At 60.9% G+C, this 16,766-nt stretch carries 16 protein-coding genes; 7 read left to right on the forward strand and 9 right to left on the reverse strand.

Annotated features, from left to right (window positions below):
• Nucleotides 1-249 precede the first annotated feature (249 nt).
• The 3 genes from hemL to KBY02_RS01100 form a co-directional block, all read right to left on the reverse strand.
• Nucleotides 250-1,533: a glutamate-1-semialdehyde 2,1-aminomutase gene (gene hemL, locus KBY02_RS01090; protein ID WP_003399812.1), complete on the reverse strand. Its 1,284-nt coding sequence runs from the start codon at nucleotides 1,531-1,533 to the stop codon at nucleotides 250-252.
• Nucleotides 1,534-1,813: 280 nt separating this feature from the next.
• Nucleotides 1,814-2,431 (reverse strand): thiamine phosphate synthase, encoded by a 618-nt coding sequence (gene thiE, locus KBY02_RS01095; RefSeq protein WP_225649712.1) that lies wholly within the window; start codon nucleotides 2,429-2,431, stop codon nucleotides 1,814-1,816.
• A gap of 23 nt (nucleotides 2,432-2,454) precedes the next feature.
• Nucleotides 2,455-3,252 carry a hydroxymethylpyrimidine/phosphomethylpyrimidine kinase gene (locus tag KBY02_RS01100; protein WP_024639405.1) on the reverse strand — a complete coding sequence of 266 codons (798 nt, stop codon included), beginning with the start codon at nucleotides 3,250-3,252 and terminating at the stop codon, nucleotides 2,455-2,457.
• Between the two features lie 365 nt (nucleotides 3,253-3,617).
• Between KBY02_RS01100 and KBY02_RS01105 the strand changes: the two genes are divergently transcribed.
• From KBY02_RS01105 to KBY02_RS01120, 4 genes are all read left to right on the forward strand, one after another.
• A complete protein-coding gene (locus KBY02_RS01105) occupies nucleotides 3,618-5,612 on the forward strand; it encodes a 7TM diverse intracellular signaling domain-containing protein (RefSeq protein ID WP_032654222.1) in 1,995 nt (664 codons plus the stop codon).
• A 122-nt stretch (nucleotides 5,613-5,734) separates the two neighbouring features.
• A complete protein-coding gene (locus KBY02_RS01110) occupies nucleotides 5,735-7,384 on the forward strand; it encodes an acyl-CoA dehydrogenase family protein (RefSeq protein ID WP_032654219.1) in 1,650 nt (549 codons plus the stop codon).
• Between the two features lie 52 nt (nucleotides 7,385-7,436).
• A complete protein-coding gene (gene amn, locus KBY02_RS01115) occupies nucleotides 7,437-8,900 on the forward strand; it encodes an AMP nucleosidase (RefSeq protein ID WP_003399822.1) in 1,464 nt (487 codons plus the stop codon).
• 79 nt (nucleotides 8,901-8,979) lie between these two features.
• Nucleotides 8,980-9,612, forward strand: coding sequence for a pseudouridine synthase (locus KBY02_RS01120; RefSeq protein WP_003399826.1), 633 nt, complete (start codon nucleotides 8,980-8,982; stop codon nucleotides 9,610-9,612).
• A gap of 13 nt (nucleotides 9,613-9,625) precedes the next feature.
• On the opposite strand, the gene KBY02_RS01125 is transcribed toward KBY02_RS01120, so the two are convergent.
• Together KBY02_RS01125 and KBY02_RS01130 are read right to left on the reverse strand one after the other, a co-directional pair.
• Nucleotides 9,626-10,117, reverse strand: a complete 492-nt coding sequence (locus KBY02_RS01125) for an Lrp/AsnC family transcriptional regulator (RefSeq protein WP_003419292.1) — start codon at nucleotides 10,115-10,117, stop codon at nucleotides 9,626-9,628.
• 336 nt (nucleotides 10,118-10,453) lie between these two features.
• Nucleotides 10,454-10,954, reverse strand: coding sequence for a hypothetical protein (locus KBY02_RS01130; RefSeq protein ID WP_404944241.1), 501 nt, complete (start codon nucleotides 10,952-10,954; stop codon nucleotides 10,454-10,456).
• On the opposite strand from KBY02_RS01130, the gene KBY02_RS01135 reads away from it, so the two are divergent.
• Complete coding sequence (locus KBY02_RS01135) at nucleotides 10,946-11,665, forward strand: DUF6515 family protein (protein WP_003399830.1); 720 nt, start codon at nucleotides 10,946-10,948, stop codon at nucleotides 11,663-11,665. The two genes, KBY02_RS01130 and KBY02_RS01135, sit on opposite strands and share 9 nt — an antisense overlap.
• Nucleotides 11,666-11,671: 6 nt before the next feature.
• Here the strand turns inward: KBY02_RS01135 and KBY02_RS01140 are convergent, their stop codons facing one another.
• Together KBY02_RS01140 and KBY02_RS01145 are read right to left on the reverse strand one after the other, a co-directional pair.
• Nucleotides 11,672-12,565, reverse strand: a complete 894-nt coding sequence (locus KBY02_RS01140) for a cation diffusion facilitator family transporter (protein ID WP_003399832.1) — start codon at nucleotides 12,563-12,565, stop codon at nucleotides 11,672-11,674.
• Between the two features lie 25 nt (nucleotides 12,566-12,590).
• Nucleotides 12,591-13,010 (reverse strand): hypothetical protein, encoded by a 420-nt coding sequence (locus KBY02_RS01145; RefSeq protein WP_003340868.1) that lies wholly within the window; start codon nucleotides 13,008-13,010, stop codon nucleotides 12,591-12,593.
• 275 nt (nucleotides 13,011-13,285) lie between these two features.
• Here KBY02_RS01145 and KBY02_RS01150 point away from each other — a divergent pair, with 275 nt between their 5' ends.
• Nucleotides 13,286-14,212, forward strand: a complete 927-nt coding sequence (locus KBY02_RS01150; protein ID WP_116893459.1) for a Gfo/Idh/MocA family protein — start codon at nucleotides 13,286-13,288, stop codon at nucleotides 14,210-14,212.
• Nucleotides 14,213-14,287: 75 nt separating this feature from the next.
• Nucleotides 14,288-15,259: an alpha/beta hydrolase gene (locus KBY02_RS01155; protein WP_024659410.1), complete on the forward strand. Its 972-nt coding sequence runs from the start codon at nucleotides 14,288-14,290 to the stop codon at nucleotides 15,257-15,259.
• 9 nt (nucleotides 15,260-15,268) lie between these two features.
• On the opposite strand, the gene KBY02_RS01160 is transcribed toward KBY02_RS01155, so the two are convergent.
• Nucleotides 15,269-15,808, reverse strand: a complete 540-nt coding sequence (locus tag KBY02_RS01160; protein WP_003399841.1) for a DsbA family protein — start codon at nucleotides 15,806-15,808, stop codon at nucleotides 15,269-15,271.
• A 236-nt stretch (nucleotides 15,809-16,044) separates the two neighbouring features.
• The gene (locus tag KBY02_RS01165) at nucleotides 16,045-16,740 is read right to left on the reverse strand and encodes a tRNA (adenine(22)-N(1))-methyltransferase (protein WP_024639692.1); all 696 of its coding nucleotides are present in this window, start codon (nucleotides 16,738-16,740) and stop codon (nucleotides 16,045-16,047) included.
• Nucleotides 16,741-16,766: the final 26 nt, after the last annotated feature.

The following is a 16,766-nucleotide window of genomic DNA, read 5'->3' on the forward strand; positions in this document are numbered from 1 at the left end:
AAACGTGCTGGCTGCGCATTATGAAATAAGCAGAGCCAACCTTACAAAGTCTTTACGGATTTTCTGCTGCACGGCCTGAAAACACCCTTCTTTACGGGCGGATTACCTGAAACAGGGTTGTTGTCAGCGTGTATATGCAGCGTTCGCAGTGCATTGTAGAAGCAAAATGCATACTTAACGTTCAGTTTCATTTGCAGTCATCACTCGCGCCGGTTCACTGACACCCTGCGCGAGTGGTGCCTGAGGAGCTTATTTCAGCGCAGCGAATGCCTTTTCTGCGGCATCCAGGGTCAGTTTCAACTCGGCATCACCATGGGCGATTGAGGTGAAACCCGCTTCGAAGGCGCTTGGCGCGAGGTACACGCCGCCGTCCAGCATCAGGTGGAAGAAACGCTTGAAGCGCTCGGAGTCACTGGTCATCACGTCTTCAAACGTGACGATTTCGTCGGCTTCGCTGAAATACAGGCCGAACATGCCGCCGGCCTGGGTCGTCACGAACGGAATACCGGCTGCATCGGCGCGCTGTTGCAGACCTTCGAGCAGGCGGCGGGTGTAGTCGCTCAGTTCATCGTGAAAGCCGGGACGGCTGATCAGGCGCAGCGTGGTGAGGCCGGCCGCCATCGCCAGCGGGTTGCCCGACAGAGTGCCGGCCTGATAGACCGGGCCGAGCGGTGCGATGTGCGACATGATTTCGCGTTTGCCGCCAAAGCAGCCGACCGGCATGCCGCCACCGATGATCTTGCCGAAGGTGCTCAGGTCGGGCGTCACGCCGTAGTAAGCCTGTGCGCCGCCGAGGGCTACGCGAAAACCGGTCATCACTTCATCGAAAATCAGCACCACGCCGTGCTCGTCGCACAGCTCGCGCAGCCCTTGCAGGTAGCCAGGCGCCGGCGGCACACAGTTCATGTTGCCGGCCACGGGTTCAACGATGATGCACGCCACTTCCTGACCCACTTCGGCCAGCAGGTCACGCACGGCGTCTAGGTTGTTGAAGGGCACGGTCAGGGTGTGTTTCGCGAAAGCTGCGGGTACACCAGGCGAGCTGGGCACGCCCAGGGTCAGTGCGCCGGAGCCGGCCTTGACCAGCAGGCTGTCGGAGTGACCGTGGTAGCAGCCTTCGAACTTGAGGATGCTGTCGCGGCCGGTGAAACCACGGGCCAGACGGATCGCGCTCATGGTCGCTTCAGTGCCCGAGCTGACCATGCGCACCATTTCCATGGACGGCACCAGTTCGCAGACCAGGTCGGCCATTTCGGTTTCCATGGCCGTCGGTGCACCGTAGGACAGGCCGTGTTCCAGCTGGCTGCGCACGGCGTCGAGCACGTCGGGATGGCTATGGCCAAGAATCATAGGGCCCCAGGAGCCGACGTAATCCACATAACGCTTGTCGTCTTCGTCAGTCACGTAGGCGCCCGCAGCGTGCTTGAAGAACAGCGGCGTGCCACCCACGCTCTTGAAGGCGCGAACCGGCGAATTGACGCCACCGGGGATGTGTTTTTGGGCGTTGGCGAACAGTGTTTCGGAACGGGACATGATCGGGTCTCTGCTTTGAAGCGGGGAATTCGTGTCTACGCTGGGGTCAGCCGAGGCGGGCAGCTTCAGGGTGGGCTGCTTTATTGGGTGGCATGAGCCAGAGAAGGCGCAGGAACGCGCACTATATCAAATGAAGAGCGGCTGCGAATGAGGATCCACGTACTTGTGGGAGCGAGCTTGCTCGCGAAGGGGGCAATGCAGGCCCCGAAAATAGCGTCTAAACCATCGCCTTCGCGAGCAAGCGAAGCGTCGCCCGGCTCGCGCCCACAGTGATTGCGCTCTACAGCAGCGCCGTGAATGCACGTGCCCGGCGCGTCACTTCCTGAGTATTTTCAGCGCCGAACAGGCCGTGCACCACGGCGAGCAGGTCGGCCCCGTGTTCGACCAGTTGCGGTGCGTTCTCCAGGGTAATGCCGCCAATCACCGCAATCGGCAGGTGGACCCTGGCACGCACCTGAGCGATCAGGTCCAGCGGCACGGCCGGGGCGCCGGGTTTGGTCAGGGAGTTGAAGAACCTGCCAAATGCCACGTACGTCGCGCCGTCAGCCTTGGCTTGCTCGGCCAGTTCCACGCGGCCATGACAAGTAGCCCCGACAATCGCCTCGTGCCCGAGCAGGGCGCGGGCATCGGGCAGCGAGCCGTCGGACTGTCCCAAATGCACTCCCACCCCCAGCCGCGCAGCCAGTTCAGCGTCATCGTTGATGATCAGCCGGGTCTTGTAGCGTTCGCAGAGCTTGAGCAGTTCGGTCGCTTCGCGCAAACGGCGGGACTCGTCACTGTTCTTGTCGCGGTATTGCAGCAGCGTCACGCCGCCGTCCAGCGCCGCTTCGACGTACGACAGAAATTTTCCGGACAGCAACTGGCTGTCGGTGATGGCATACAGGCCACGCAGTTTCATGAATCGACCCTCATGGCGATGTGTTACGAGCAAAAATCCAGCGGCAGCCGACGTGGCACGAATTGCCCCCGGCCCAACTGTTCGGCATCCCTCAGCGTTCGCCAGGTGTAGTCGAGTGCCGACTTCACCGCGCTGACCAGCTCCTGCCCCTGGGCGATCCGCCCGGCCAGTGCGCTGGCCAGGGTGCAGCCGGAACCGTGATAGCTACCGGGCAGACGCTCGCAGACGAAGGTGTGGGTCTGGCCGCCGCGCAGGTACAGGCGGTTATGGATTTGCTGTTCATCACCATGACCGCCAGTGATCAACAGATATTCACAAAACGGCAGTAGTTTGTCAGCGCACTCATCCGCAGTACCTTCGGGCAGCTCGGCAAGAATGCGGGCTTCCGGAAGGTTCGGCGTGGCGATGGTCGACAGTGGCAACAGGCGTTCGCGCATGGCGTAGCCGACCTCGTCCTTGCCCAGTCTGCCGCCGCCGCCAGCGCGTAACACCGGATCACAGACCATGGGCAAGTGCGGGTGAGCCAGAAGCAGATCGACGACCGTATCGACCATGTCCAGTGAGCCGAGCATGCCCAGCTTGACAGCTGCTACGCTCGAATCGTTGAGGACTGCATTGGCTTGCGCCATCACCCATTCGCGATCCAGCACGCGGAAATCACTGACATTGACGGTGTCTTGCACCGTAAGCGCGGTAATGACCGGAGCGGCATGGCAGCCTTGGGCGAGCAGGGCTTCTATATCGGCCTGCATACCGGCACCGCCACTAGGGTCGTGGCCGGACAGGCAAAGGACTACGGGGCGGGAGCTATAGATATTCATGGTGCGCGAGCTTATCACTAAACCTTTCGCGGGCCGCTCGGGGGGCCGGTTTTTTCTTGCGGATCGAGGTCAGTCGGCGACGACGGCAGGCTCGACAAAACCTTAAAAAGTACTCATGTTTGCTCTGCAGTCACCGATATAGAGCTATTGCCTTGATTTTGATCGCGATACTGTCTTTCAGCTATTAGCGGCTATGCTTGAGTGGCAAGGCTGACGAGTGACGGCTCGGGCTTTTACTGATGTCTGCCGGTACATGTGCACGTTCAATGGTGTGTTTGAATCATTAGCCTGTTTCAAGGATAGAAATTTGCGGGACGTCGTAATCAATGGATGGATTGAACGCGACGACCTACCTTGGGGCTTCAATGCGCTATCTGTTGATCATTCTGGCTCTTTGGCTGCCGTTGCAGAGTCATGCAGTCGAGTTTGATGAAAACACTCGTTTTCTGCCGCTGGGCCGTGCCATTCAGGTATTCGAGGACCCCACCGGCGAGGCGACCATCGAAAGCGTCAGCGCTGCCGCTCATGCCAGTGCCTTTAAGCCCGTGCCTCCCGGAACCTTCAACGCCGGCTATTCGCGTTCTGCCTTCTGGCTGAAGGTCGAGCTGACCTATCGCCCCACAGATGCCAGCATCCATAACGACTGGCTGCTGGAACTGGCCTATCCGCCAATGGACCACATTGACTTCTACGGCCCGGATGCCGACGGGCAGCCCACTCGCGCCTGGCATACCGGCGATATGCTGCCGTTCTCCAGCCGTCAGTTCGCCCAGAACAACTACCTCTTCCAGCTGGACCTGCCGTCTGGCCAGACGCGAACCCTGTACATGCGTATTCGCAGCGAAGGCGCTGTTCAGGCACCGCTCTACCTCTGGTCCACCCACGCCTATATGGATGCGCAGCCCACCAAGATTTACGTCTTCGGTCTGATCTACGGCGTGCTGCTGGGCATGCTGGTCTACAACCTGTTCATCTACCTCAGCGTTCGTGAGGTGGATTACCTGTATTACCTGCTGTACGTCGCCTCGTTCGGGCTTTACCAGATGTCGATCAACGGCGTTGCGATCGAATACCTGTGGCCTGACAGCCCGTGGTGGGCGAATGCGTCGACCCCTTTCCTGATATCGCTGGCGACGTTATTTGCGTGCCAGTTTTCGCGCAGCTTCCTGGGCACGGCACAACTGAGCCGCTGGCTGGACCGGCTGTTGCTGGCGGTCATCGGCGCTGCCGTTCTGGTCATGGGTATGGCCTTGTTCCTCAGCTACGGGCCAGCCTTGCGCGGCGCCGCTCAACTGGTCATGGCAGGCGCCCTGACGATCTACCTGGCGGGTATCATTGCGGTCATAAAAGGCGAGCGGGTCGGGCGCTATTTTGTGCTCGCCTGGTCGGTGTTCATGGTCAGCGGACTGATCTTCGGCTTGATGCTGCTTGGCTATCTGCCCAATACCTTCCTGACCATGTACGCCTCGCACATCGGCACGGTGCTGGAAATGGCGTTCCTGTCGATGGCGCTGGCCGACCGTATCAACCACGCCCGCAGGCAGCAGGCGCAAACCTTGCTGGCTGCCGGTCAGGATCTGGAGCGTCTCAACCAGCAACTGGCCAACAGCAACCGGCTGAAGGATGAGTTCCTGGCCACGCTCACCCATGAGCTGCGCACGCCGATGAACGGCGTGATCGGGTCGCTGGAAGTCATGCAGACGCTCGACATGGACGACGAAGTCGAGATGTATCAGCAAACCGCCGCCAGTTCGGCACGCGACATGATGAGCATGATCAACGGCATCCTGACCCTCACCGAGTTGCAGGCCGGGGTGCTGTATGCCGACTGCGAGGCGTTTTCGCCCAAGGATCTGGCCGACAGGCTGCGTGAACGCTTCAGCGGTGCGGCTCAGTCCAAGGGCCTGATATTGACACTTGATCTGGACGATAAACTGCCGCCGAGCCTTCGTGGCGACGCGGGCAAGCTCTACCAGTGCATCGAGTGCCTGGTGGACAACGCGATCAAATTCACCCGAAAAGGCGCAGTGCAGGTGCGTTTCAGTGGTCATCCGCAAGACCTGGAGCGCCTGTACCTGCGGGTCGAAGTGATGGACAGCGGTATCGGTTTGAGCTGCCTTGACGAAGCCGGGCTGTATCAGCATTTCTTTCAGGTCGACGGCTCCATGACCCGTGAGTACGGTGGGCTGGGCATCGGTCTGGCGATCTGCCGGAAACTGATCGAGTTGCAGGGCGGCGAGCTGAGTCATCGTTCCGAACCCGGCAAAGGCAGCTGTTTTACGCTGAGTGTCCCGATGCTGATGGTCGTACCGGGTGCAGTGCGCAGGGCGCCTGAACTCAAGGCTCAATGGGGCATATAAGCGGCCTTATAGCGCCATCAGCTTAAAGCGCCGACCGTTAGGCGGCTGCGGTACTTTTGCGAGGGCCGGGTGCGTGATTCACTGTGTGCATATTGCGTGTGTATGCAGGCAGGAGATGACTCATGAACCTGAATCAATTCGCCGAAACCCACGAAGTCACCAATCAACCGCCGCCGCTGGACGGGGCAAACCTTTACCGTATCGACGTGCCGCTTCAGGAGTGGAGCAGCAGATTCGGTGCAGGCTGGGCGCAGCCGCGTATCGACGCCTATGGTGCGCTGGCAGGAGGTCCGCTGATGGCGGCGGGCTTCCTGGCCAACCAGCACAGGCCCGAGTTTGCCAGCCATGACCGCTACGGGCACCGCATCGACCTGGTCGAATTCCACCCGGCGTATCACCAGTTGATGAGCACGGCCATCGCGCATGGCATCCCGTCGTTGCCGTGGACCGAGCCGCAGCCCGGTGCTCACGTGGCGCGTGCGGCCATGAGCTATCTGCACACCCAGGCTGAGCCCGGCAGCGGCTGCCCGCTGACCATGACCTTTGCCAGCGTGCCTGCGCTCAGGCTGCAGCCGGATCTGGCTGAAATCTGGCTGCCCAAGGTGCTGTCGACTGAGTACGATCCGCGCAACGTGGGCATTGCGCACAAGAACGGCGCGACCATCGGCATGGCCATGACCGAGAAGCAGGGCGGCACCGACGTGCGGGCCAATACCACGCGTGCGTTTTCGGTGGGGGCCGGCGGCCCCGGCCAGGCCTACGAACTGGTCGGGCATAAATGGTTTTGCTCGGCACCCATGTGCGATGCCTTCCTGACCCTGGCGCAGACCGACAAGGGTCTCAGCTGTTTTCTGCTGCCACGCCACCGGCCGGACGACACGCGTAACGAGTTCTACATTCAGCGCCTGAAAAACAAGCTCGGCAACTGGTCCAACGCCTCCAGCGAGGTTGAGTTTCGCGGCGCGCTGGCGTGGATGATCGGCGAAGAAGGGCGCGGCGTGCCGACCATCATCGAAATGGTCGCCATGACCCGTTTCGACTGCATGATCGGCTCCAGTGCCCTGATGCGTCAGGCGCTGACTCAGGCGACTCATCATTGCGCGCACCGTGCGGTCAGTGGCCGGTTGCTCGCCGAGCAGCCGTTGATGCAGAACGTGCTGGCTGACCTGGCACTGGAAAGCGAGGCCGCGCTGGCCCTGACCCTGCGGATGGGGCGCGCGCTTGACCACCTGGATGATGATCACGAAAAGCGTTTTGTGCGCCTGGTCACCGCAGTGGGCAAATACTGGATCTGCAAGCGCGCCCCGGCCATGATCAACGAAGCCGCCGAGTGCCTGGGCGGCGCCGGTTATGTCGAGGACAGCATTCTGCCCCGCTTGTACCGCGAAGCGCCGGTCAACTCGACATGGGAAGGCTCCGGCAACGTGCAATGCCTGGACGTGCTGCGAACCCTGTCCAAGGAGCCCGGCGCACTCGATGCGCTGTTCGACGAGCTGGGCGACGGGCATGGCGACCGGCATCTGGCGGCGCACATCGGCACGCTCAAGGCCGCGTTTCAGGACACCGGCGACATTCAGTATCGCGCCCGCCAGTTGACCGAAGACATCGCCATCGCCTTGCAGGGCAAGCTGCTGCTGGAAGCGGGTAACGCGGCGGTCAGTGACGGCTTCATTGCCGGTCGGATAGCGTCCGGCGGGCGGGTGTATGGCGCATTGCCCACGGGCGTTGACGTAGAAACATTGCTGCAAAGGTCCTCGCCGCAGGTGGCATGAGCACGCGAACCCGTTACGATGCACGTCTGCAAGATCAGACAGGACATGAATCGTGACCCAAGCCTTTGTTGTTGTCGACACCGCCGAGCAGGCTGTAGAACGGCTCGCCGAGCTGCATGAACGCGCTACCAGTGCGTTGAGTCAGGCGCTCAAGCGCTACCTGAAAGACCGCGTCGAACCCACCGCCGAAGAGCGCGCGCAATTCAGCTACCCGGAACTGCGCCTGATCTACAAATGCCAGGGCGAAGTACCGGTGACCACCCGTGCCTACGCCAAGGTGCAGCTGCCGGGCACCTACAGCGTTACCGTCACGCAGCCCAAAGCCTTCAAAAAGTACCTGCTCGAACAGCTCGTTCCGCTGATGAACGATTTCACCGTGACGGTCGAAGTCGGCATGAGCGAGCAGAGCATTCCTTATCCTTACGTGGTCGAGCAGGGCGATGAGCTGGCCGGCACGGGCGTCACCGCTGCGGCGCTGGCACGGGTGTTCCCGAGCACCGACCTGTCGGCCGCCACCGATGGCATTGCCGACGGCCTGTATGACTGGGCCAACGTCGACCCGCTGCCACTGGCGCTGTTCGACGCTGCGCGGGTGGATTTCTCGCTGCGCCGTCTGGTGCATTACACCGGCAGCGACTGGCGCCACGTACAGCCGTGGATTCTGCTGACCAACTATCACCGCTATGTCGACCAGTTCATTCTGCACGGCCTGGAAAAGCTTCGCGAAGACCCGCGTTTCGTGCGCATGGTCCTGCCGGGTAACGTGGTAGTCGACAAGAGCATGGGCCAGGACGAAGCCCAGGCCATCGTCGCCAGCGTGGTCTGGCACCGCTATCAGATGCCGGCCTACCACCTGATCGCCGAAGACGGTCATGGCGTGACGCTGGTCAACATCGGCGTCGGCCCGTCCAATGCCAAGAACATCACCGATCACCTCGCTGTACTGCGTCCGCATTGCTGGCTGATGATCGGTCACTGCGGTGGCCTGCGTCAGTCGCAGACCATCGGCGATTACGTGCTGGCCCACGCCTACATGCGTCGTGACGGGATTCTCGACCGTGTGCTGCCGCCGCATATCCCGATTCCGGCCCTGGCCGAAGTGCAGCTGGCCCTGCAGGAGTCGGCTGCGCAGATTACCGGCGAACGCGGCGAAGAGCTCAAGAAGCGCCTGCGCACCGGCACGGTGTTGACCTATGACGACCGTAACTGGGAACTGCGCTGGGCGCAGGAACGTCCGCTGATCAACCTGTCGCGCGCAGTGGCGGTCGACATGGAAAGCGGCACCATCGCCGCTCAGGGTTATCGCCTGCGTGTGCCTTACGGCACCTTGCTGTGCGTATCCGACAAGCCGTTGCACAGCGAAATCAAGCTGCCGGGTTCGGCGAATGCGTTCTACGAACGTGCGGTGAGCCAGCACTTGAAGATCGGCATCGCTGCGCTGGACCTGCTGCGCACCGAGCTGAACTCGCTGCACTCACGCAAATTGCGCAGCTTCGACGAGCCGCCATTCCGTTGATGGCTTGCCGTTAATAGATTGGTATTTGCACGAAGGGCCACTAAAGTGGCCCTTTCTGTTTGCCGATTGCCGAATTCTCATGTCCCGCACCCAACGCCCCGTTTCCCGCCGTCCTGCCTCCAAACCGGCAGGTGCTGCCCGGCGTGTCGCCAAAGCACCACCGGCCGAGCCCAGGCTGATCCTGTTCAACAAGCCTTTCGACGTGCTGACCCAGTTCAGCGATGAGGAAGGGCGGGCGACGCTCAAGGACTTCATCAAGATCCCTGGCATCTATCCGGCCGGGCGTCTGGACCGCGACAGCGAAGGATTGCTGTTACTGACCAACGACGGCCAGTTGCAGGCGCGCATTGCCGATCCGAAACACAAGCTGGCCAAGACCTACTGGGTGCAGGTCGAAGGCGAGCCGAGCGATGAGCAGTTGCAGCAGCTGCGCGACGGTGTCCAGCTCAACGACGGGCCGACCTTGCCCGCCGAAGCGCGGCAGCTTGATGAACCGCAACTCTGGCCGCGCAACCCGCCCGTGCGCTTTCGCAAGAGCGTGCCGACAAGCTGGCTGGAGCTGGTGATCAAGGAAGGGCGTAATCGGCAGGTGCGGCGCATGACCGCTGCCGTCGGCTTGCCGACCCTGCGGCTGGTGCGGGTCAGGATTGGCGACTGGACGCTGGAGGGCCTGGATCAGGGCCAGTACAGGGAAGTCGCCGCAAAACTGTGAAGCCGGTGTTGGCTCAGTTGCGCAGGTGAGTCAGCGGCATTTCGGTGCTGGCCAGCACCTGATTGAGAACAAAGCTCGATTTGACGCTGGTCACGCCTTCGATGCGGGTCAGATGGCCCAACAGCAGTTTCTGATAGTGATCCATGTCCGGCACCACCACTTTCAGTTGATAGTCCGCGTCCATGCCGGTCACCAGGCTGCATTCCAGAACCTGAGGCAGGTTGCGGATCTGCTGCTCGAAATTCTCGAAGCGCTCGGGCGTGTGCCGGTCCATGCCGATCAGCACGTAGGCGGTCAGGTTCAGACCCAGTTTCTTGCGATCCAGCAGGGCAACCTGGCGCACGATGTAACCGTCGTCTTCCAGTTGCTTGACCCGGCGCGAGCAGGGTGACGGCGACAGACCAATGCGTTCGGCCAATTCCTGGTTGGATATGCGTGCGTCCCGTTGCAATTCAGCCAAAATGCTCAGGTCGTATCTGTCGAGCTTGCTCACGATGCACCCCATTATCAATTCAATTGCGCTGGATTATTCATCTGAAGTCAAAAATTGCGCAAGTAATGTTTTAATCCGCAATATCAGCAATCTTCTGCCTTAGCCTCAGGCCTATTCTTTTAAACAGAATCACTGCCCGGACACAGCGTCCAGCGCGACCCGCCGAATCAGGCCAGTCGCGGCCTCCCACCCGACAGGGTGTGTCAGGCCCCCGGGCTACATACTGTCCAGAAGACGGCATGAGGTGAGCCAGCGTCAAAAGCGCTGCGCCAGGACGAAGTATCTCAAGGGGGCCATTTGGTCCCCTTTTCTTTGTCTGCTGATAAAGTGCGCAGAACGGCGCTACGCTTAAACAGTCTTAATGACGTCAACCCGCGCTCTAGTGAGGAAAGCATGAAATCTGGCATCTGGCAGTTTGCGGGTGTAAGTCTGTTGTGTCTGAGCATCGGTGCTCAGGCGCTGGCCGACGAACGTGATGAACCACCGCGCAATCCGCTTTACGGCAGCCCTGGTGAAAACGCGCAGCAGCGTCAGCAGCAACAGCAGCGTGCTCAAGAGCAGAACAACCAGCAGCGGCAGATCCAACAGCAGCAAAACCAGCTGCGCCAGGTCGAGCGTCAGCAGCAACAGCAGATCAACCAGCAGCAGACCAATCAGCAACGTCAGATTCAGGAGCAGCAGAATCAGCAGCGTCAGGTCGAGCGTCAGCAACAGCAGCAGATCCAGCAACAGCAGCTTCAGCAGCGCAACATCGAGCGCCAGCAGCAACAGCAGATCGAGCAGCAACAGCGCGATCAGCAGCGCCAGATTCAGCAGCAGCAAAACCAGCAGCGTCAGCAGTTGCGCCAGGCTCAGGACAACCTGCCGATCCAGAGCGGCCCGAAAGAGGCGTGGCAAACCCAGCCGCCGCGTCAGGGCTATTACCAGGACATTCCACGCGGCAACAACCGCAACTGGCAGGCCGGCAACGGTCGCCCGAATGACCGTTGGGAAGGGCGTCCCGACGGGCACGGCAATGGCTGGGGGCCAGGTCCGCAATATCGGCCTGGCTATGCGATAGATCGCGTACCGGGTGGCTACTCGCGTATTCCCTATCGTGGTCAGGACTATTACTACTCGGGTGGCTACTGGTATCGCCCGCAAGGCCCGCGTTATGTCGTGGTGACACCGCCCTACGGCGTGCGTGTCAGCAGACTACCGTCCTACTCTCAGGAAGTATGGATCGGCAGCAGCCTGCTGTTTCTGGCTGCCGGGACCTATTACGCCTACCAGCCGGACAGCCAGGACTACGTGGTGGTCAATCCGCCGCAGAACGAAGCCGTGTATCAGGCTCCGCCGGCCGAACAACAGGGCAATGGCTACGATCCGGTGGCCTACCCTGCCAACGGGCAGAGCCCGCAGCAGGTTGAGCTGGATAAATACCAGTGCTACCGCTGGGCTGCGGAGCAAAGCGGTTTCGACCCGGCCAATGTCACCAGCCAGCCACCGCCTGACGTGGTCGATCTGTATCGTCGCTCAATGGGCGCGTGCCTGGCGGGGCGAGGCTACACCGTCAACTGATATCGGTCAGGCACTGGCCTGTTTGACGACTTCCTGAGGGTCGGCGTGTACCAGCACCTCGGCCTTCGGGAATTGCTTGTGAATGGCGTCAGCCACCTGATCACAAATGGCGTGGGCGACCGACAGCGTCAGGCTGCCCGGCAGCTCCAGGTGCAACTGCACAAACCAGTGATTGCCGGAGATTCGTGTACGCAGATCATGCGCACCGAGCACGCCCGGCACTTCGCATGCCAATGCCAGCATTTGAGTGCTGACATCGGCGGGCAACTCCGCATCCATGAGCACCGATATGGTTTCGCGGGCTATTTGAAAGGCGCTCCACAAAATATACAGCGCGATGCCCAGACCAAAATACGCGTCCAGCTGCTGCCAGCCGAAATACGCCAGCGTCAGCGCCACCAGGATGCTGGCGTTAAGCAGCAGGTCTGAACGGTAGTGCAGCGAATCAGCGCGGATCGCTGCCGAGCCGGTCGCCTTGATCACCCGGTATTGCAGGGTGAGCAGTGCGATCGTCAGCGCGATGGAAATCACCATCACGACCATGCCCAGCAGCGGCGCGCCCAGCGGTTCCGGGTTCTGAATGCGCTCGACCGCCTGAACGGCAATCAGCACACCACTGACGGTGATGAACAACGCCTGCGCCATGCCCGACAGCGCTTCCGCCTTGCCGTGACCATAGCGATGATCGTCATCGGCAGGCCTCAGTGCATAGTGCACCGCCAGCAGGTTGAGGAACGAGGCTGCGCCATCCAGCAGCGAGTCGGTGAGACCGGCCAGCAGGCTCACCGAGCCGCTCAGCCACCAGGCAACGCCCTTGGCCAGGATCAGCGTCGTGGCAACCGCCAGCGAGGCCCGTGTCGCCAGACGCAGCAGTCGGGAATGTTCGGCAGTGGTGCTCATGACGCTTCCTTGAACGGGATCGATATCAGGCGGCAGGGACCAGGCCCAGTGCTGCCAGTTGTTCCACGCTGCCTTTATGCTGGATCAGGCGTGGATCGTTCAACGGCAGGGAACGGCCCAGCTCGGTTTCAATGATGGCTTGCAGCTTGGTGTTATCGACGCTGCCGTCAGCCTTGAGCGCTTTTTGCAGCTTCTGCGGATCGATCTGCGCGTGCTCGCCGGGCCCGTAATAGATCGCGCCAGTGGCGAAGTCCACCGCAAACGCAATCACGCCCGGAACGATATAGAACAGCAGCGCAAAAGCATCCAGCGCCGCAATGGCCGGGTCAACCTTGCCATCGATCTGACCACGACGATCAGGATAGAAAATACTGCCGCAGGCGGAAATCTGAGTCAGCAACGTGGCGACCAGAACGCCACCGATCAAGCGAGAAGGAATGCGCATGGAAAGCTCCTGAGATGAAGACGGCAACTATACAAGGCAATGACTGCAAGGCTAAGACTATTGAGTGATGGCGTGGTTCTGCGCTCGTGAAGTTAAACCCAATGGGATGCGGAGCATTCTGAACTGCAGAATCGCAGGGCCCTGAGCGGGCGTTGAAGATTATCGAATGTGAGACCGGCCAGGAAAACAGCTCCATCGCCAATGCCTCTTACCGACCACGATTAACATCTGGTTTACTGTGTCGCACGATAATTACAAAAACCCAGGAGTCATGTATGCAACCGATTCGTCTCGGTCTGGTGGGCTACGGCAAGATTGCGCAGGATCAACACGTCCCTGCGATCCACGCCAACCCTGCGTTTGAGCTGGTGGCCGTGGCCACGCAAGGCCAGCCGTGCGCCGGGGTAGAGAATTTCAAATCCCTGGGCGAACTGCTTGCGAGCGGGCTGCAGGTTGACGCGATTGCGTTCTGTACGCCCCCGCAAGGTCGCTTTGCCCTGGTGCAAGAGGCGTTGGCGGCCGGCAAACACGTGCTGGTCGAGAAGCCGCCGTGCGCGACCCTGGGTGAGGCGATGGCGTTGGTGGCCCAGGTGCAAGAGCAGGGCGTCAGCGGTCTGTTCGCCTGGCATTCGCGTTACGCGCAGGGTATCGAAGCGGCGCGTGAGTGGTTGTCCAGCCGCACCCTGCAGAGCGTGCAGATCGACTGGAAAGAAGACGTGCGCAAATGGCACCCCGGTCAGGCGTGGATCTGGCAGCCCGGTGGCCTGGGCGTGTTCGATCCCGGCATCAATGCCCTGTCGATCGTGACCCACCTGCTGCCACTGCCATTGTTCGTCGAGTCTGCCGAACTGCGCGTGCCGAGCAATTGCCAGTCGCCTATCGCCGCGTCCATCAAGATGTCCGACACGCGCCATCTCGATATTCGCGCCGAGTTCGATTTCGATCATGGTCACGACGAACTCTGGAGCATCGAGATTTGCTGCGCCGAAGGCACGTTGCGCCTGGACAACGGCGGTGCGCTGTTGAGTATCGATGGCCTGCGCCAGGCTGTTTCGGAGGAGGGCGAGTACGCAGCGGTGTATCGACACTTCCAACAGCTGATCGGCGATAAAGCCAGTGACCTGGACCTGCAACCGTTGCGGCTGGTCGCGGACAGTTTTTTCGTGGGCGGTCGGGCATCCGTTGAACCGTTCTACGACTAAAAGCCTCTCAGCTACAGGTGGGGGCAAACCGAATTACGCGCCCCCGCATACGTCAGCCTGACAAGAGAGCAGAAATTGGACACAAAACAGCTTTGGCCTTGCAGTGAACAGGAGTTGGTAGAAGTACGACGGTTCAATAAAACCCTCTCGCGGATGCCGCGTTTCCAGATTCGCAATCGCGTCACGCCCCGGCTGATTCAGGCGCTGTTGCGCGCAGCTCAGATCGGCAGCGCCCTGAAACCGGGAGGGCATGACCTGCGCATCGAGAAAAGAACGGTCAGCTCGGATAACGTACCGGTGCCCGTGCGCATCATCCGCCCCAAAGGCAAACCCCGGGGCGTGGTGTTCGACATCCACGGCGGCGGGTGGGTGATCGGCAACGCGCAGATGAACGATGATCTCAACGTCGCCATGGTCAACGCCTGCGACGTGGCCATTGTTTCGGTTGATTATCGACTCGCTGTGACAACCCCCATCGAGGGCCTGATGGAGGACTGTTTTTCTGCCGCCTGCTGGCTGTTGGGCAAAGACTGCGAAGAGTTTGCCGGCCTGCCGGTTATCGTGGTCGGCGAATCCGCTGGCGGGCATCTTGCCGCAGCCACCCTCCTGAAATTGAAAAACCGACCTGATCTGCTCGAGCGGATAGTGGGTACGGTGCTGTACTACGGCGTCTACGACCTGACGGGTACCATGAGCGTGCGTACCGCAGGGCCCGAGACACTGGTGCTGGACGGTCCGGGCATGGTCGGCGCCATGCGCGCGCTCACCCCCGACCGAAGCGACGATAAACGCCGTGAACCGCCATTGTCACCACTGTATGGCGATTTGACCGGCCTTCCGCCCACACTGATGTTCGTCGGAGAGATTGACCCGCTGCTGGATGACACACTGCAAATGGCCGAGCGCTGGGCCAACTCGGCAGAGGTCGAAATGCACCTCATGCCCGAGTCGCCGCACGGCTTCATCCACTTCCCGACCACGTTGGCGCGCAAGGCGCTGGCGCGCAGCCGCGAGTGGATCAATGAGCGGATCGATGCGCTGGGTTGAGCCCGCCCCTCAACCTATCTCCGCGACCCACTTCGATACCGGGTCGCCACTGCTCAAGCCCGGCTGCACAAGACCGTCGATCATGAAGGTCGGCGAGACGTGTATGCCGTTCTGGCGAGCGTATTTGGCGTGCCATTTCACAGCCTGCTCAAGCTCGGGATTGGCGAATGCCTCCGCCAGCGCCAGGCCGCTGTAACGCTCGATGCGCGCGATGATGTCGTTGGGCGTTGCGTCCATATTCGGGCCGGTGGCATGGTGTTCGAACTCGAATTCTTCACGGTGCGACGCAACCGCCGTCATGACCGCCTTGGCGCTTTGCTTACCGCCTTCAAGGGTCGCAGCCGCCAGAATGCAACGCACGATGACACCCGAAAACATGTGCCAGGGCTGCGATTGCAGGCGGATTTTGACCGTGACCCTGTCTTCTCCTGCCTGCGCCAGCAGCTCATCGAGTTTGAAGAAGGCCTTGACCGAAAAAGGGCAGGTCGGCTCAAGGAAGACTTCGAACAGACGAGGCCCGTGGCCCCAGGAAAGTGCGTCTGAATGCATGGTCGTTTTACTCCCGTCGATGGTTGTACACAAGGCGCGCTGCGCGTAGGCACTGGAAGTGTTCTCCCGAACACTTCTCGTTCCTCACGCTCCGCGTGGGAATGCCGTTGGTGACGCTCCGCGTCACACATTGCAGCGTTGACGCCTGGTTCAGGCTGCACCAGATGTAGACACCCTTAAAGCCTGAACTGCGGATCATGCGGGTTGGAGAGCCGGTTCGGGCATGAGTTCGATTTTCACGCCAGCAACGCGGTAATCCAGCGGACCTGTTGCGCAACGTCCTGCAGCTTCTCTTCGTTCACGGCTTGCTGGGCGCGTTCGAAGTTGTGCAGCGTCTTGTGTTTCTTGCCCAGCAAACGCTGCCACTTGAGCAGAAACGCCGGGCTGCGCGCCTGCATCTGCAGCGGACCGAAATACAGCTCCTCAGCCGTGTACTTAACGGGGCCTGTGCGTTCGGCGACGATGATTTCGTAGTCGAAACGATTTTCCCGCAGCACTTCTTCGCTGACGATGCGGTAGTCATGCTCCATCAGCCAGACACGCAACGGTTGCTCGCCGCCGTTGGGTTGCAGGATCAAGCGTTCCTGACCGCTCAGGCGCGCCTTGCCCGCTTCAAGGATGTCGCGAATCGTCTCGCCGCCCATGCCGCAGAGACTGATCGCCGTGATCGCGTCTTCCGCTTTGATCGCCGCCAGACCATCGGCCAGGCGCACGCTGACCTGATCCTGCAGATCGTTCTCGCGCACGGTGCGCTCGGCTGCACAGAACGGCGTCAACGCCACCTCGCCAGCCACCGCTGCCGCAATGACGCCACGGTTCAGCAGCGCCACCGGCAGATAGCCGTGATCCGAGCCGATATCGGCCAGTCGTGCACCGGCTGGCACATGCGTCGCCACACGCTCAAGGCGCATGGACAATCTCTGTTCGTTCAACGGCAACCCCTTTCACCCCAAACGCC

This window comes from Pseudomonas sp. P129, assembly GCF_020312195.1.
Taxonomy (GTDB): Bacteria; Pseudomonadota; Gammaproteobacteria; order Pseudomonadales; family Pseudomonadaceae; genus Aquipseudomonas; species Aquipseudomonas fragariae.

Bases quoted from the DNA above. Each gene is read 5' to 3' on its own strand.
- KBY02_RS01145 (WP_003340868.1), bottom strand. From the start codon at position 13,010: ATGCGCATTCCTTCTCGCTTGATCGGTGGCGTTCTGGTCGCCACGTTG.
- KBY02_RS01100 (WP_024639405.1), bottom strand. From the start codon at position 3,252: ATGAATATCTATAGCTCCCGCCCCGTAGTCCTTTGCCTGTCCGGCCAC.
- KBY02_RS01110 (WP_032654219.1), top strand. From the start codon at position 5,735: ATGAACCTGAATCAATTCGCCGAAACCCACGAAGTCACCAATCAACCG.
- KBY02_RS01125 (WP_003419292.1), bottom strand. From the start codon at position 10,117: ATGGGGTGCATCGTGAGCAAGCTCGACAGATACGACCTGAGCATTTTG.
- thiE (WP_225649712.1), bottom strand. From the start codon at position 2,431: ATGAAACTGCGTGGCCTGTATGCCATCACCGACAGCCAGTTGCTGTCC.
- KBY02_RS01140 (WP_003399832.1), bottom strand. From the start codon at position 12,565: ATGAGCACCACTGCCGAACATTCCCGACTGCTGCGTCTGGCGACACGG.
- KBY02_RS01120 (WP_003399826.1), top strand. From the start codon at position 8,980: ATGTCCCGCACCCAACGCCCCGTTTCCCGCCGTCCTGCCTCCAAACCG.
- KBY02_RS01150 (WP_116893459.1), top strand. From the start codon at position 13,286: ATGCAACCGATTCGTCTCGGTCTGGTGGGCTACGGCAAGATTGCGCAG.
- hemL (WP_003399812.1), bottom strand. From the start codon at position 1,533: ATGTCCCGTTCCGAAACACTGTTCGCCAACGCCCAAAAACACATCCCC.
- KBY02_RS01105 (WP_032654222.1), top strand. From the start codon at position 3,618: ATGCGCTATCTGTTGATCATTCTGGCTCTTTGGCTGCCGTTGCAGAGT.
- KBY02_RS01160 (WP_003399841.1), bottom strand. From the start codon at position 15,808: ATGCATTCAGACGCACTTTCCTGGGGCCACGGGCCTCGTCTGTTCGAA.